This window comes from Brachybacterium sp. B718/18 (assembly GCF_055454375.1).
In genome coordinates, this window is record NZ_JBVDDO010000007.1 from 83,411 (window position 1) to 97,020 (window position 13,610).

The 13,610-nt window shown below is 72.6% G+C and carries 12 protein-coding genes; 2 read left to right on the top strand and 10 right to left on the bottom strand.

Features of this window, described 5'->3' with window-relative positions; genetic code table 11:
• Position 1: 1 nt before the first annotated feature.
• The 8 genes from ACZCAH_RS11830 to ACZCAH_RS11865 all read right to left on the bottom strand — a co-directional run bounded on the left by ACZCAH_RS11830 (position 2) and on the right by ACZCAH_RS11865 (position 8,448).
• Positions 2–1,600, bottom strand: a complete 1,599-nt coding sequence (locus ACZCAH_RS11830; protein WP_464341267.1) for a UDP-N-acetylmuramoyl-L-alanyl-D-glutamate--2,6-diaminopimelate ligase — start codon at positions 1,598–1,600, stop codon at positions 2–4.
• Positions 1,597–3,396, bottom strand: a complete 1,800-nt coding sequence (locus tag ACZCAH_RS11835) for a peptidoglycan D,D-transpeptidase FtsI family protein (RefSeq protein ID WP_464341268.1) — start codon at positions 3,394–3,396, stop codon at positions 1,597–1,599. Before ACZCAH_RS11835 ends, ACZCAH_RS11830 begins: the two co-directional genes overlap by 4 nt.
• A 2-nt stretch (positions 3,397–3,398) precedes the next feature.
• The gene (gene ftsL, locus ACZCAH_RS11840; protein WP_329744795.1) at positions 3,399–3,914 is read right to left on the bottom strand and encodes a cell division protein FtsL; all 516 of its coding nucleotides are present in this window, start codon (positions 3,912–3,914) and stop codon (positions 3,399–3,401) included.
• A gap of 1 nt (position 3,915) precedes the next feature.
• The gene (gene rsmH, locus ACZCAH_RS11845) at positions 3,916–4,911 is read right to left on the bottom strand and encodes a 16S rRNA (cytosine(1402)-N(4))-methyltransferase RsmH (RefSeq protein ID WP_464341269.1); all 996 of its coding nucleotides are present in this window, start codon (positions 4,909–4,911) and stop codon (positions 3,916–3,918) included.
• A 188-nt stretch (positions 4,912–5,099) separates the two neighbouring features.
• Positions 5,100–5,531 (bottom strand): division/cell wall cluster transcriptional repressor MraZ, encoded by a 432-nt coding sequence (gene mraZ / locus ACZCAH_RS11850; protein WP_464341270.1) that lies wholly within the window; start codon positions 5,529–5,531, stop codon positions 5,100–5,102.
• A gap of 522 nt (positions 5,532–6,053) precedes the next feature.
• On the bottom strand, positions 6,054–6,464 hold the full coding sequence (locus ACZCAH_RS11855; protein WP_464341271.1) for a DUF3040 domain-containing protein: 411 nt from the start codon (positions 6,462–6,464) through the stop codon (positions 6,054–6,056).
• A gap of 142 nt (positions 6,465–6,606) precedes the next feature.
• On the bottom strand, positions 6,607–7,896 hold the full coding sequence (dinB, locus tag ACZCAH_RS11860; RefSeq protein ID WP_464341272.1) for a DNA polymerase IV: 1,290 nt from the start codon (positions 7,894–7,896) through the stop codon (positions 6,607–6,609).
• A 72-nt stretch (positions 7,897–7,968) separates the two neighbouring features.
• Positions 7,969–8,448: an SAV_6107 family HEPN domain-containing protein gene (locus tag ACZCAH_RS11865; protein WP_464341273.1), complete on the bottom strand. Its 480-nt coding sequence runs from the start codon at positions 8,446–8,448 to the stop codon at positions 7,969–7,971.
• Between the two features lie 174 nt (positions 8,449–8,622).
• On the opposite strand from ACZCAH_RS11865, the gene ACZCAH_RS11870 reads away from it, so the two are divergent.
• Positions 8,623–9,465 carry a spermidine synthase gene (locus tag ACZCAH_RS11870; RefSeq protein ID WP_464341274.1) on the top strand — a complete coding sequence of 281 codons (843 nt, stop codon included), beginning with the start codon at positions 8,623–8,625 and terminating at the stop codon, positions 9,463–9,465.
• A 177-nt stretch (positions 9,466–9,642) separates the two neighbouring features.
• On the opposite strand, the gene ACZCAH_RS11875 is transcribed toward ACZCAH_RS11870, so the two are convergent.
• Both ACZCAH_RS11875 and ACZCAH_RS11880 read right to left on the bottom strand, forming a co-directional pair.
• Complete coding sequence (locus tag ACZCAH_RS11875; RefSeq protein ID WP_010551414.1) at positions 9,643–9,846, bottom strand: cold-shock protein; 204 nt, start codon at positions 9,844–9,846, stop codon at positions 9,643–9,645.
• Between the two features lie 272 nt (positions 9,847–10,118).
• The gene (locus tag ACZCAH_RS11880; protein ID WP_464341275.1) at positions 10,119–11,090 is read right to left on the bottom strand and encodes a proteasome assembly chaperone family protein; all 972 of its coding nucleotides are present in this window, start codon (positions 11,088–11,090) and stop codon (positions 10,119–10,121) included.
• A 138-nt stretch (positions 11,091–11,228) separates the two neighbouring features.
• On the opposite strand from ACZCAH_RS11880, the gene ACZCAH_RS11885 reads away from it, so the two are divergent.
• Complete coding sequence (locus ACZCAH_RS11885; protein WP_464341276.1) at positions 11,229–13,478, top strand: HelD family protein; 2,250 nt, start codon at positions 11,229–11,231, stop codon at positions 13,476–13,478.
• Positions 13,479–13,610 lie beyond the last annotated feature (132 nt).

Genomic DNA, 13,610 nt, shown 5'->3' on the forward strand with positions numbered 1-13,610 from the left:
CTCAGCGTCCTCCGTCGGTCGGGTCGGGGTGCGGGCGGTCCGCGGCTGCCAGGGCCTCGCGCAGCTGCTCGCGATCGTCGAACGGATGGACGATACCGCCGATCGTCTGTCCGGTCTCGGCTCCCTTGCCCGCTACCAGGATGGTGTCCGCCACGTCGGCGATCCGGGCGGCCAGGGCGATCGCCGCGGCCCGGCCGTCGACCTCGTGGACCTGCGCCGATGTGCCCGCGGGGATGCCGGAGCGGACCTCGCGCCGGATCGCGGCGGGGTCCTCGGAGCGCGGGTTGTCGTCCGTGACGATCACCACGTCCGCGAGGCGCGCGGCGACCTCGCCCATCGCCGGGCGCTTGGTCCGGTCCCGGTCGCCGCCCGCGCCCATCACCGCGATCAGGCGACGGGTGCCGGGCACGCCGCGCAGCGTGACGAGCGCCTGCTCGAGGGCGTCGGCGGTGTGGGAGTAGTCGACGACGCCGCGCACGGGGGCCTCGGCGACGAGCTCCATCCGCCCGGGGACGGTCCCGGCCTCGGCCAGGGCGGCGCGCACGGCGGGGCCGCGATGTCCGAGACGGTCGAGGATCAGCTCGGCGGCGAGGGTGTTGGCCACGTAGTGCCGCCCGGGCAGCGCGGCGTGGAGAGTGCGCTCCCCCTCGGGGCCGTCGACGGTGAAGGTCGTGCCGTAGCCGTCGGCGCGCAGGTCGCGGGCCCGATGGTCGGCATCGACGCCCTCGCGCGTGGCATAGGTGATCACCGGGACGCTCGCCTCAGCGGCGAGCCGGCGCCCCCAGGCATCGTCCACGCAGATCACGCCCGCCGCGGAGTGCTCCGGGGTGAACAGCCGGGCCTTCGCCGCGAAGTAGGCCTCCATGGTGCCGTGGAAGTCCAGGTGGTCCTGGGTGAGGTTGGTGAAGCAGGCGACGTCGACGACCACCTCGTCGGCCCGGTGCAGCACGAGGGCGTGACTCGAGATCTCCATCGCGGCGACCTCCGTGCCGTCTTCGACCATGCGGGCGAGGATGCCGTGCAGCTCAGGCGACTCGGGGGTGGTGCGGACCGTCGCGATGCGGTGCGGGGTCCCGTCGGCCCCCGTGTAGCTGGTGCCGGAGGTGCCGATGACGCCGGTGGATCGGCCCAGGGCGGCCAGCGCGGCGGTGACCACGGTGGTGATCGAGGTCTTGCCGTTGGTGCCGGTCACGCCGACGGTCGCGAGGCGGCGCGCCGGATGCCCGTAGACCGCGGCAGCGGCGAGGGCCGTCGCGGCGCGGGAATCCTCGACCACGAGGGCCGGCAGTCCGGCCGTCCGGCAGCGCTCCTCCCCCGCGGCATCGGTGAGGGCGAGCACGGCTCCGCGACCGGCGGCCTGCGGGGCGAAGTCCGCGCCATGGGCGTTCGCGCCGGGCAGCGCGCACCACAGGTCGCCGGGAGCGACGCCGCGCGAGTCCAGGGTGACGCCCTCCGCGCGCACCCGCTCCGCGCCCTCGGGGAGGGGGGCTCCGAGGGCGCGGGCGAGGTCCGCCGCGTCCGCGCCGAGGGGGCGACGCGGGCGGGCCGGCTCGGGGGTGATCTCCGCGGGAGGGTCCGCGAGGGGGCCGGCGCCGCTCACTCCTGGCCCCACTCGTTCTCGAGCTCACGGCCGGGAACGCCCGTCGGGGCGATGCCCTGGTTCTGCAGCGTGTAGGTGGTCAGCTCGGAGAAGGCCGGTGCTGCGGCGCGGCCGCCGGAGATGAAGGTGTCCAGGCCGAAGATGAAGACGCCGGTGACGATCTCCGGGTCGTCCGCCGGGGCGAAGCCGATGAACGAGGCGGTGTACTGGCCGTCGGCCGTCTGGGCGGTGCCCGTCTTGCCCGCGACCGCGTAGCCGGTCACGGCCGCGCCGGACGTCTCGTCGTCCACGTCGTTGTCCATCAGCTGCAGCATCGTCGCGGCAGTCTCCGAGGAGATGACGCGGGTCTGCTCGGGCTCGCCGAGCGGGCTGATCGTGCCGTCCGCCTCCTGCACCCCGGCGATCAGTGTGGGCTGGACCCGTACCCCGTCGTTCGCGAAGGTGCCGATCGCGGCGACCATCTGCAGCGCGTTGACGCTGTAGCCCTGGCCGAAGGAGGTCGTGTAGCGGGTGCGCCCGTTCCAGTCCTCGGCAGGGTGGAGCACGCCCGCCGACTCGCCCGGCAGCTCGATGCCCGTGGGCTGGCCGATGCCGAAGGCGCGCAGGTAGTCGTAGCGCACCTCGGGGTCGAGCTCCTCGGAGATCTGCACCGTGCCGACGTTCGAGCTGTTCTTGAGCACCCCGGCGAGGGTCAGCTGCTGATCGGGGTGGACGTGGGAGTCCTTGATGCGGTGCCCGTCGAAGTACATCTCGTAGGGGATCTCGAACTGGTCGTCCACCGAGACCGTGCCCTCCTCGAGGGCGGCAGCGACGGTGAACAGCTTCCCGGTGGAGCCCGGCTCGAAGACGTTCGAGATCGACCGGTTCCCCAGATCCTCGGGATCGGTGTTCGCGAAATCGTTGGGGTCGTAGGTCGGGTACTCGGCCAGGGCCAGCACCTCGCCGGTGCGCGCGTTGTAGGTGATCGCGCTGCCGCCCTCGGCACCCCACTGCTCGACTGCCGCGGCGATCACCTGCTGGGACTTCCACTGCAGGTCGCGATCGAGGGTGAGGACCACGTCCTGCCCGTCGACCGCGGCGGTGGTCTCCTGCTTGCCGGTGGGGATGATCTGGCCGGCGGCGCCGCGCTCGTAGGTGGTCGACCCGTCGGCGCCGCTGAGCTCCTCGTCGAAGGAGAGCTCGACGCCGGCGAGCGCCGTGCCCTCGCCGCCCACGAAGCCGAGGACGTTGCCGCCGACGGAGCCCGCCGGGTAGATGCGGTCCGCGACGGCGTCGGAGCCGACGCCGGGGATCTTCAGCGCGAGCGCCGCGTCACGGACCTTCGGCTCGACGTTCTTGACCAGGTACTTGAAGCCCTTGTCCCCGGTCAGCGCCTCCTCGGTCTCCTCGACGGTCCAGCCGAACACCGGCGCGAGATCCCGGGCGGCGGCCTCGACGCCCTTGACGTCGGCGGACTTCGAGTTCTTGAGGTACTCGTCGACCTGGCGCTGGTCGACCCACAGGTCGTAGCGCTGGACCGAGCTCGCCAGCGCGGTGCCGTTGCGGTCGAGGATGTCGCCGCGCAGGGCGGGGATCGTGCGGGTGACGGTGCGCTGCTCGACCGCCTCCTGGGCGCGGGCGCTCGCGTCGAGTCCCTGCACCCAGATCAGGCGACCGGACAGCGTCAGCACCGCCACCATGATCATGCAGAGCAGCAGGCGGTGGCGGACGGCGGGGGCGCCGACGCGGGCGCGGGGGACGCGGGGGGCGCCGCCCCGGGCGGGGCGGCGGGTGCGCGTGGTGCGGGACCGCGCCATGGTCAGGCTCCCTCGTTGCCCATGCCGTGGTAGGTCGTGGGCTCTTCGTAGATCTGCGCCGGCGGCACGGCCACCTCTGCGGGGACCGCCGCCAGCTCCGGGTTGGCCTCAGTCTGCGCCGCCGGCGCCGTCTGGCCGATGACCTCGCCCGTGTCGAGGTCGATGTATGCGGGATCCGTGACGGGCACCATGCCGATCTCGCGGGCCTGGCGCTCGAGCTCCTGCGGGGTGCCGAGGCGCTCGTCGGTCTCGGCGAGGGCCTGCTGCTCCTCGGTGAGCCGCTGGGACTGGTTCTGCAGTCGGGTGATCTCGTAGCTGGCCCCGGACATCTGGATGTTCAGGTACAGGAGGGCGGCGAGGGTCGCGACCACGATCAGCGTGCACAGAAGGGTGAACGGCATCGGGCCGCGGGCGGTGCGCGGGGACGCGACGACCGTCAGTCGGGGACGGGGGGCGGCGTTCCGCTTCCCCCGGGCGGGACGGACCGCGGGCGCGTGAACGGCGGAGGTGCTGGCCATCTCAGTGAGCTCTCTTCGCGGGTCGGGTACGGGTCAGGGCACGGAGTCGGACGGAGGCGGCGCGGGGATTGCCCTCCCGCTCGGCCTCATCGGCCTGGAGGGCCCCGCGCACGAGCGGGGCGAAGTTGGGTCTGTGCTCCTCCAGCTCGACGGGCAGCCCGGGCGGGGCCGAGGAGCGGGTGCGGCGCGCGAAGGCGGTCTTCACCAGGCGGTCCTCGCCGGAGTGATAGGACTCCACGAGGATCCGCCCGTCCACCAGCAGGGCGTCGAGGGCGGATTCGAGCGCCGAGGCGAGGATCTCGAGCTCCTCGTTGACGGCGATCCGCAACGCCTGGAAGGTGCGCTTGGCGGGATGCCCGCCGCTCGCCTTGGAGGCCGCGGGGATCGCCCGGTTCAGCAGCTCGACCAGCTCGCCGCTGCGGGTGAGCGGGGCGATCTCGCGCTGTTCGACGATGCGTCGCGCGATCCGCCGGGAGAAGCGCTCGTCCCCCAGCTCGTGGAGGATGCGGGCGATCTCGGACTCGGGCAGGTCGCGCAGGAGGTCCGCGGCGGAGGGAGCGTCCGAGGAGGGGTCCATACGCATGTCCAGCGGCGCGTCGACCGAGTAGGAGAAGCCGCGCTCGGAGGTGTCGATCTGGAAGCTGGAGAGCCCCAGGTCCATCATCACGCCGTGGACGCCGGGGAGGTCGAGCTCCTCGAGCACCTCGGGGATCCGGTCATAGGTCGCGTGGACCAGGGTGGCGCGGTCGCCGACGCCGGCGCGGTCCAGCCGCTGCCGGGCGAGCTCGAGGGCCTGGGGGTCGCGGTCGATGCCGACCAGGCGGGCCTGCGGGGCGGCCTGCAGGACGGCGGCGGCGTGGCCGCCCATGCCGAGGGTCGCATCCAGGTACACCGAGCCAGGCTCCTGGAGCGCGGGGACGAGGAGGTCGACGGAGGTGGCCAGGAGCACCGGCAGGTGCCGCTCCTCGGCGGGCCTGGCGTCGGTCGTCTCGTCCATGTCACCCCTCCCCTGGGTCCGTGCGTTCTCCGTGTGGTGTCGGCTGTCGTCGTGCGCGGCTCCGGGTGCGCCCTGGGCGCGGTCCCGTCCTGCCAGATTCCCCGTCGTTCCCGACCCGCCGCCGGGGAAGGTGCCTCGGGGCGGGAACGACGAGAGGTCTCACAGGACGGAGGTCCGGGGAACCGAGCTCAGAAGAGGCCGGGGACCACCTCTTCGGAGGTCTCCGCGAAGCCCTCCTCCTTCTGCTCGAGGTAGGTCTCCCACGCAGGGAGGGACCAGATCTCGAGCCGGTCGAGCGCGCCGATGACGGCGCATTCCCGGTCCAGGCCCGCGTAGGTGCGCAGGTGGCCCGGGATGGTGATGCGGCCCTGCTTGTCCGGGATGACGTCCTCCGCGCCGGACAGCAGCACACGCAGGTAGTCGCGAGTGCGCCGTTCGGTGGTGGGCGCCCGACGAGCCTCCTCGAGCTTCTGGCGGAACTCTCCGAGCGGGTACACGGCGATGCAGTGCTCCTGCCCACGAGTCATGACCAGTCCCGAGGCGAGCTCGTCGCGGAACTTCGCCGGGAAGATCAGGCGGCCCTTCTCGTCGAGCTTGGGCGTGAAGGTGCCGAGGAACATCTCGACCTCCTTCGCTCACCACGACTCGCGATCCGGACTCCATCTCCTCCCAACACACTCCACTTTACCCCACTACTCCCCACGATCACCCTCAGAATGCGCCAGGTCACCCCCTGGTTGTTGCGAGTCCGCAGGTCACAGGGGTGGTGTGAGGTGGAGGGAAATCTGCGTCCCGGGAGCGACATCGGGCGCGCCGCAGCGCCCCGGCACCGGTGCTGCTCTCCCCTCCCCCACGCCCGAACGAAGGAACCCGCAGGTCATAGCGGGATCGAGGCGACGGCAGGGCCGACGGGGAGGGCGGTGGAGGACGAGGGAGGGCGCCGGTGGAGCGATGTGGGGGATGCCCGGGGAGCGATGTGGGGGACGGCCCGCGAGCGGAGTGGCGGATCGGGGGAACGCCCGGGAGCGCAGCGGAGGAGATCCGGGGAGCGCAGCGGTGGAGTCCGGACATGACGAAGCCCCGGCTCACGGGAGCCGGGGCATCAGGTCAGAGGTGCGGAACGGGGCCCGGACCGGGAGGGATCAGACCCGGGGGTCGTCCCCCGAGCGCCGTTCCCAGCGCTCCTCCATCTTGCGCAGGAAGTCGTCGCCGCCACCGCGCGGCGCGCTCGGTCGGGAGCCGCCGCCACCGTCACCGTCACCGGGGACCGCGCCGCCGGGGTCGACCGAGGAGCGGGGTCCGGTGATCGCGAAAAGGGCACCGCCGAGCATCCCGAGGAAGGCGATGACTCCCAGCCAGATCAGGTTGAGCGAGACGGCGAGGACGAGCACGCCGAGTCCGAGGACGACTCCGGCGAGACCGATCAGGATGCGGCGGCCGCTGCGTCGCGGACCGCGCGAGGGTGCGAATGCCCGGGCGAGTCGCGGATCGTCCGCGAAGAGCTGGCGCTCCATCTCGTCGAGCATCTTCTGTTCGTGTTCAGACAGCGGCATGATCCCGCTCCTTGTCCCCGTCCTCACGCGCCGTCGGGCGCACTGTCGCCGATCTCGGATCCGGAGAGGATCCCGGCCATCGTCGGCGGTCAGCACAGTCTAGATCCCCGCGCTGAGTGTTGTGAACAGTCTGGGCCACGCCTCACCACAGACCCGGGGCGACCGCGGGGCCGGAGTCCTCGGGCGACTCGTCGGGGGTTCGCGGGGACGACCCGGCCGCGGCCGCTCCGGGAGCTGCCGACGACCCCGGGGCGAGGGTCGACCCGCGGCGGAGCGAGTCGACCCCGAACCGGGCGGAGGCGCGATCCATGGCGGCCTCGAGGTCCTGCCATCCGGCGGTCCGCCCCACGAGCTCGTGCTGTGCGGGGCCGCCGCGGGCGGGCTGCATCTGCGTGACGCGCACGCCGGCGAGCCGCACGCGGGGCATCCGCGGGCGCTCCCTCTCCCACAGCGCCACGACGTGCTCGCGGATCCGCTCGCCCGAGTCGGTGGGCAGGTCGAGGGTCGAGGAGCGTGTGAGGGTGGTGCCGTCCGGCGCCCGGAGCTTGAGCACGACGGTGCGTGCCGTGAAACCGCTGCCGCGCAGCTGCCGGGCGACGTCGTCAGCCATCTGGGTGATCCGGCGGCGCACTTCGTCGGGATCGGTGAGGTCCTCGTCCCAGGTGCGCTCGGTTCCGAGGGAGCGGTCGCGGGTGCGGTGGCCGAGACCCGTGCGGTCGGTTCCGTCGGCGAGGCGGGTGATCTCGGCGGCCCGCGGGCCGAGCACCCGGGCGAGCACCGACGGAGGGAGCTCGCGCAGGCTGCCGATGGTGTCGACCCCGAGCTTCTCGAGCGCGGCGACCGCCTTGGGTCCGATGCCCGAGATGGCTCCGACGGGGATGGGCGCGAGGAAGGCCGCCGTCTCCGCGGCGGGGACGATGAGCATCCCGTCGGGCTTCGCCCGCGCCGAGGCGATCTTCGCGACCGGCCGGGAGACGGAGCCGCCGACCGAACAGGGCAGATCCAGCTCCTCCCGGATCAGGAGCCGCAGCCGGGAGGCGATCTGCGCGGGTTCGCCGAACAGACGCCGGGCCGGGCGGGCATCGAGGAAGGCCTCGTCGACGCTGATCTGCTCGATGTCCGCGACCACGGTGCCCAGCAGCTCCATCACCCGGGCGGACACGCGCCGGTAGTGGTCGATGCGGGGCGGGACGATCACGAGGTCGGGCGCCAGGCGCCGGGCGGTGGACATGGGCATCGCCGAGCGGATCCCCCGGCTGCGGGCGGGATAGCTCGCAGCGGCGACCACGCCCCGCGCTCCGGCTCCGCCGACCACCACGGGCAGCCCCCGGAGCGAGGGATCATCGCGGATCTCCACCGAGGCGAAGAAGGCATCCATGTCGAGGTGGAGGATCCCGGAGACCTCGTCCCCCGCCACCTGCTCTCGGATCACGCGACACCTCCTCCGTGGCGGAACTGTACCGGTCGCGTGCTGCGGCGCGGCCGGCCCGGCTCCGCGCAGAATTCAGCCCGCGAGCGCGGTCAGGTGCGGCGGCAGATCGTCGAGCAGGGCCGCGGCGACGAGATCCAGATGTGCGGCGGTCCCGTCGAGATGCTGCTCCAGGAGTCCCGGATCCGGCTGGGCGCCGAGGTCGCGATCGAGTCGCGCGCGCTCGGCGACGAGCGGGGCGAGCGCCGCCGCGCGGTCCCGGCCGTCCGGTCCGAGCCGGTCGAGCGCCGCCCAGACGTTCAGCGGCAGCTTCCGCTTGCGCTCCCGGTTCGCCCGGGCGACGAGGATCCCCGCACCGCGGAGAGCGGAGCGATGGGCCAGTTCGAAGGCCTCGCGCGGAGCGAGCGGCGCGGCGATCCGCGCCTGGGCCAGGAGCTCCCGGGCCCGCTCGAGATCCGCCTGGTCCTGATCGAGCAGCGCCAGACGGCGTCGCAGCGTGAGCGCACCGGAGGCGGCGGGGAATGCCCTCGCGCCTCGTCCGGTCCTGGTCGTCATCATGTCCCTCCTCCGTGCCTCGCCGCCGCGCGGTGCGCCGCGGTGCTGTCGTGCTGTCGTGCTGTGGTGATCCCACGCTAGGGAGGGGGTCCGACGGATGACGCCGGTGCCGGTGCGCTGGGGACGAGGACGCCCTGGGGAGGAACGATCGGACGAGTCTTCTAGAGTGGCCCGATGGCCCGCCGCGCGCGAGAGCGCTCCCGCTCCCTCCCCTTCGAGCACCTTCCCGCCCTCGATGTCCCGCTCCCCATCTCGACCGGGAGCGCCCGGCTGAGCCGGGAGAACGACGGGTCGGTGCTTCTCGAGGTCAACGGGGTGCCGTCCTCGCACCTGCACCCCGACCCAGAGCACCTGGTGTTCGAGTACATGCGGTGGATGCAGCTCGTGATCGACCTCCACCTGGCCGAGCGCGGGACGGACGCCCCCGCGCCGCAGCTCGCGCACCTCGGGGGCGGGGGCTGCTCCCTGCCGCGCGCCGTGGCCTCCGCCCACCCCGGCTCCCGCCAGATCGTGGTCGAGCTCGACGAGCTGCTCGCCGACGGGGTCCGGACCTGGTTCGACCTCCCCCGGTCCCCCCAGCTGCGACTGCGCATCGGCGATGCCCGAGAGGCGCTGGACTCCTGGCGGGAGGACCGCTTCGACGTGGTGATCCGCGACGTCTTCGCCGGAGTCGTCACGCCGCGGGCCCTCACCGACGCCGCGGCCGTGGGCCACGTCGATCGGGTCCTCCGGGAGGACGGCCTCTATCTGGCCAACTGCGCCGCTCCCCCCGGCACGAGCCTGCTCGCGGACGAGGTCGCGACTCTCGCAGCGACCTTCGCCCACGTCGGCGTCATCGCCGAGCCGTCCCATCTGAGCGGGAAGCGCCGCGGCAACTGCGTGCTGGTCGCCTCGCAACGACCACTGCCCGAGGGCGTCGACCGGGCGCTGCGCTCGGACGCCGTCTCGGTGCGGCTCGCCCCGGAGGACCGGGTCCGTGCCCTCGCCCGTACCGGCAGCGTGATCGTCCCGCGCTGAGCGGCCGCTCGACGCCGTCGGCTCATCCCGTGCGGACCGGCGCCCTGGCTCGTCCGGATCCCGTACTCCCCGCCGCGCGCGGGACGCGCCCTGCCGCCCCGCGGTGGCGCACGAACGACGGACCGGGCAGGAGCCTCAGCTCCTGCCCGGTCCGTGAGATCTCGGGGTGCCCGACGATCAGAGGGGACGAACCTGCTCGGCCTGCGGCCCCTTGTCGCCCTGGCTGACCTCGAACTCCACGCGCTGACCCTCGTCGAGGGCGCGGTAGCCGTCCATGTCGATCTTGCTGTGATGCACGAAGACGTCTGCGCCGCCTCCGTCGATCTCGATGAATCCATAGCCCTTTTCGGCGTTGAACCACTTGACCGAGCCCTGTGCCATTCCTGTCACCTTCTGTGTCGTCCATCAACGGTCGCGGAACGCGACCGCGGTGCCGCGTGTGCCGTCCCCCGCCGGAGCGGGTGGCGTCAGGTGCAAGCCGTATCGCTGTGCCGAGGCACCTTCGACGGACTGTCCTGCTGGACCTGCATCACCGCAACGACCCCATGATGACACGAGCGTGGCCCGCTTCACACGGACTTCGTCCCCGGCCGGTCACGAAGACATAACGAACCGGGCGTCCCGGGCGCTCAGCCGTCGCCCCGGCGACCGCCTCAGCGGTCCGCGGTCCCGTTCCCGTCTCCGTCACCCTGATCGGCGAGGAACCGCTCGAAGTGGTCCCCGAGCTCCTCGGCGGTGGGCAGGTCCATGGTGGTCGCGATCGGGGACCCCTCGTCGTTCTCGGCGAGGGAGTCGTACTGCTCCTCGAGCGCGGCGACGATCTGGCGCACCTCGGCGTTCTGCGCGAGCGTCCCCTCGAGGACCGTCGTCGCGGCATCGGTGAGATCGCCGAGGTTGACGAGCGGGAGGTCGAGACCGGCCGCCTCGCTCACGCGGCGCAGCAGAGCCAGGGCCCCGGCTGGGAAGTCGGTGCGGGTGAGGTAGTGCGGGATCTGGGCGGCGTACCCCATCGCCGGATGATCGGCCTTGCCCAGCCGGAGCTCGAGGAGCGCCCCGAAGCTCGCGGGCACCACGATCTCGGTCCCCTCCTCGCCGGAGGGATCGGTGCCCGGAGCCGGGATCGCACGCGTCCCCGGATCACCCAGGAGCGCGGGATCGTTGGCATGGGTGAACAGTCCGATGGGTCGGGTGTGCGGGACGGCCATGGGCACCGCCTGCATCCCCACCACCCGCTCGACCTCGAAGAACTCCACGAGGTCGATCAGCGCCTCGGCGAAGCGGTTCCACTGCAGATCCGGCTCGGGGCCGTCGAGCAGCAGGAACGGCCGGTCGGACTCGTCGTACAGGAGGGAGAGCGTCACCTCGGGGATCTCGACCCGCGTATAGGAGGTGCCGTCGAACACGGCCTGCGGTCGCGAGCCGCGGAAGTCCAGCAGCTCGTCGGCGTCGAAGGTGACCAGCGGCAGATGCCGCAGCTCATCGCGCAGGTAGGTGGCGGCGATGCGGCAGGCGTTGCCGGCGTCGACCAGGCCCGGCAGCGCGGTGACGAGGGTCAGTCCGTCCCGGGGGACGGCGGCCAGCACGTCGGCGGACTCGAACCGGTAGAGGTCCCGCGGGTCTCGCATCGCCGTCTCCTCCCTCGCGACCGCCCGGATGGAGTGCGCATCCAGGCCCGTCCACCATAATGGACCACCGCGTCGGAGAGGTCCCGGGTCCGCTCGGCACGGCGCGGTGTCCGGTCAACCGTCAGGGGGAGCAGGTCCGTGGACGATTCTGAGAAGAAGCTCGCTCAGGAAGTCGCCCGGGAGCAGAGCTACGCCGACAGGCTCTACGCCCGTCTCGACGAGCTCATCGCCCAGGTCGAACGCAACCTCGACGAGATCCAGGGCTCGCAGCACGCCTCGACCCACCAGAACCGCTCCGAGCGCGACGCCTTCCTGGCGCTGTACGAGGACCGGCTCGCGCTGCTGCGCTCCGTCGCCCGCAGCGTCGTATTCGGCCGGCTCGACACCGACGACCACGCTCGCCACTACATCGGCCGCATCGGACTGTTCACCGCGGAACGCGAGCAGCTCCTGGTCGACTGGCGCGCCCCGGCGGCCGCCGCCTTCTACCAGGCCACCAGCACCGACCGCCAGGGGGTGCGCCTGCGCCGGCACCTGATCAGCCGGGGCCGGACGTTGGTCGGCCTCGAGGACGACGTCCTCGACCAGAGCGTCCTCGAGGAGTCCGGCGAGGACGTCGTCCTCCACGGCGAGGGGGCGCTGCTGGCCGCCGTCTCCGGGCAGCGCACCGGACGCATGGGCGACATCGTCGCGACCATCCAGTCGGAGCAGGACCGCATTATCCGTTCGGACAACCGCGGTGTGCTCGTCGTCCAGGGCGGGCCCGGCACCGGGAAGACGGCGGTCGCCCTGCACCGCGCCGCCTACCTCCTCTACACGCACCGCCGGCGCCTCGAGCACACCGGCGTGCTGATCATGGCCCCGACCCCCGGCTTCCTGCGGTACATCGAGCGGGTGCTCCCGAGCCTCGGCGAGTCCGGCGTGGTGATGCTGACCCCCGGCGAGATGTTCCCGGGCGTGGAGACCTTCGTGCACGACGACGACGAGACCTCCCGGGTCAAGGGCGACATCGCCATGGCCGAGCTGCTCGCGCGCGCCGTCAAGCAGCGCCAGGTGGTGCCGGAGAAGGACGTCCGCTTCCGGATCGACGGCACCCCGATCACCCTCACCCGGGACGCCATCCGGTCCGCCCGCCGCGAGGCCCGCGCCACGCACAAGCCGCACAACGCCGCGCGCTCGGTCTTCGTGCGGGCCGCGATGGACCGACTCGTGGAGAGCTACGAGAAGGCGCTGCGAGCCCGGGGGCAGACGATCGTCCCCGAGGATCGGCCCGATCTGCTGGCCGATCTGCGTCACGACCCCGATGTCCGGCGCGCCCTGAACCTCGCCTGGTTGCCGTACACCCCCGAGGGGTTCCTGCGGATCCTGCTGTCGCGCGAGGATCGTCTCCGCAGCGCCGCACCGCGGCCGCTCGCCGACCGGCTGCATCTCCTGGTCCGCCCCAAGGACGCGCCGTGGACTGTCGAGGACGTGCCGCTGCTCGACGAGGTCGCTGAGCTGCTCGGCGAGGACTCCGCGCCCGCCGAGGCCCGCGCCCAGGAGGCCGCGCGCCGACGGGAGGCCGACGTCGACTACGCCCAAAAGGTCATCGAGAACTTCGACACCTCGGGCATCGTCCGGGCCGAGGACCTCGCCGATCAGGTGACCCGGATCCGCGACGGGCGCACCCTCGCCGAGCGCGCCTCCTCGGAGCGGGGCTGGACCTACGGCCACGTGGTGGTGGACGAGGCGCAGGAGCACTCGGCGATGAGCTGGCGCGCCCTCATGCGCCGCGCCCCTACCAAGTCCTTCACCGTAGTGGGCGACGTCGCGCAGACCTCCTCCGCGGGCGGCTCCTCCTCGTGGGAGCAGGCGCTCTCCCCCTACGTGCAGGATCGCCTGCAGATCGAGCACCTCTCGGTGAACTACCGCACCCCGGCGCGGATCATGGACCGCGCGCTCGCGATGGCGCGCGCCCATGACCTCCCCGTCACCCCGGTGACCTCCGTGCGCGAGGGCGACCGCGATCCGCTCGTGGAGCGGGTCGACGCTTCCGCGCTCGAGGAGCGCGTCGCGGCGTCGGTCGCCGCTCTCCACGCCGAAGGGATCGGGCGCGTTGCCGTCATCACGAGCTCGTCCCGCAGCGACGCCGTCATCGCGAGCCTGCGCACCGTCGATGCCCTGCCGACGATCGGTGCGGGCTCCTCCGGCGTGGACGACGAGATCGCGGTGATGACCGCGCAGGATGCCAAGGGCCTGGAGTTCGACGGTGTGGTAATCCTCGAGCCGGCCGAGGTGCTCGCGGAGCACGGTGCCGGCGATCTGTACGTGGCGATGACCCGCACCACCCGCCACCTGGGCGTGGTCCACGCGGCCCCGCTGCCGGCGGGGATCGCCCCGGAGTCCTGAGGAGAGGCGCGGAGAAAGGGATCGGCGGCCGCGGCTTCCCCTCCGCGACCGCCGATCGGCGTGCACCCTCGCGGGGCACGAGGGACATCCTATGCACAGTCGGAGCGTGTTTCCGACCATGTTCACCGAACG

What these genes read in the sequence shown, in the direction of transcription:
- rsmH (WP_464341269.1), bottom strand. Translation starts at nt 4,911, where the DNA reads ATGGACGAGACGACCGACGCCAGGCCCGCCGAGGAGCGGCACCTGCCG.
- ACZCAH_RS11880 (WP_464341275.1), bottom strand. Translation starts at nt 11,090, where the DNA reads ATGCGAGACCCGCGGGACCTCTACCGGTTCGAGTCCGCCGACGTGCTG.
- ACZCAH_RS11835 (WP_464341268.1), bottom strand. Translation starts at nt 3,396, where the DNA reads ATGGCGCGGTCCCGCACCACGCGCACCCGCCGCCCCGCCCGGGGCGGC.
- ACZCAH_RS11865 (WP_464341273.1), bottom strand. Translation starts at nt 8,448, where the DNA reads ATGACGACCAGGACCGGACGAGGCGCGAGGGCATTCCCCGCCGCCTCC.
- ACZCAH_RS11870 (WP_464341274.1), top strand. Translation starts at nt 8,623, where the DNA reads ATGGCCCGCCGCGCGCGAGAGCGCTCCCGCTCCCTCCCCTTCGAGCAC.
- ftsL (WP_329744795.1), bottom strand. Translation starts at nt 3,914, where the DNA reads ATGGCCAGCACCTCCGCCGTTCACGCGCCCGCGGTCCGTCCCGCCCGG.
- mraZ (WP_464341270.1), bottom strand. Translation starts at nt 5,531, where the DNA reads ATGTTCCTCGGCACCTTCACGCCCAAGCTCGACGAGAAGGGCCGCCTG.
- ACZCAH_RS11875 (WP_010551414.1), bottom strand. Translation starts at nt 9,846, where the DNA reads ATGGCACAGGGCTCGGTCAAGTGGTTCAACGCCGAAAAGGGCTATGGA.
- ACZCAH_RS11855 (WP_464341271.1), bottom strand. Translation starts at nt 6,464, where the DNA reads ATGCCGCTGTCTGAACACGAACAGAAGATGCTCGACGAGATGGAGCGC.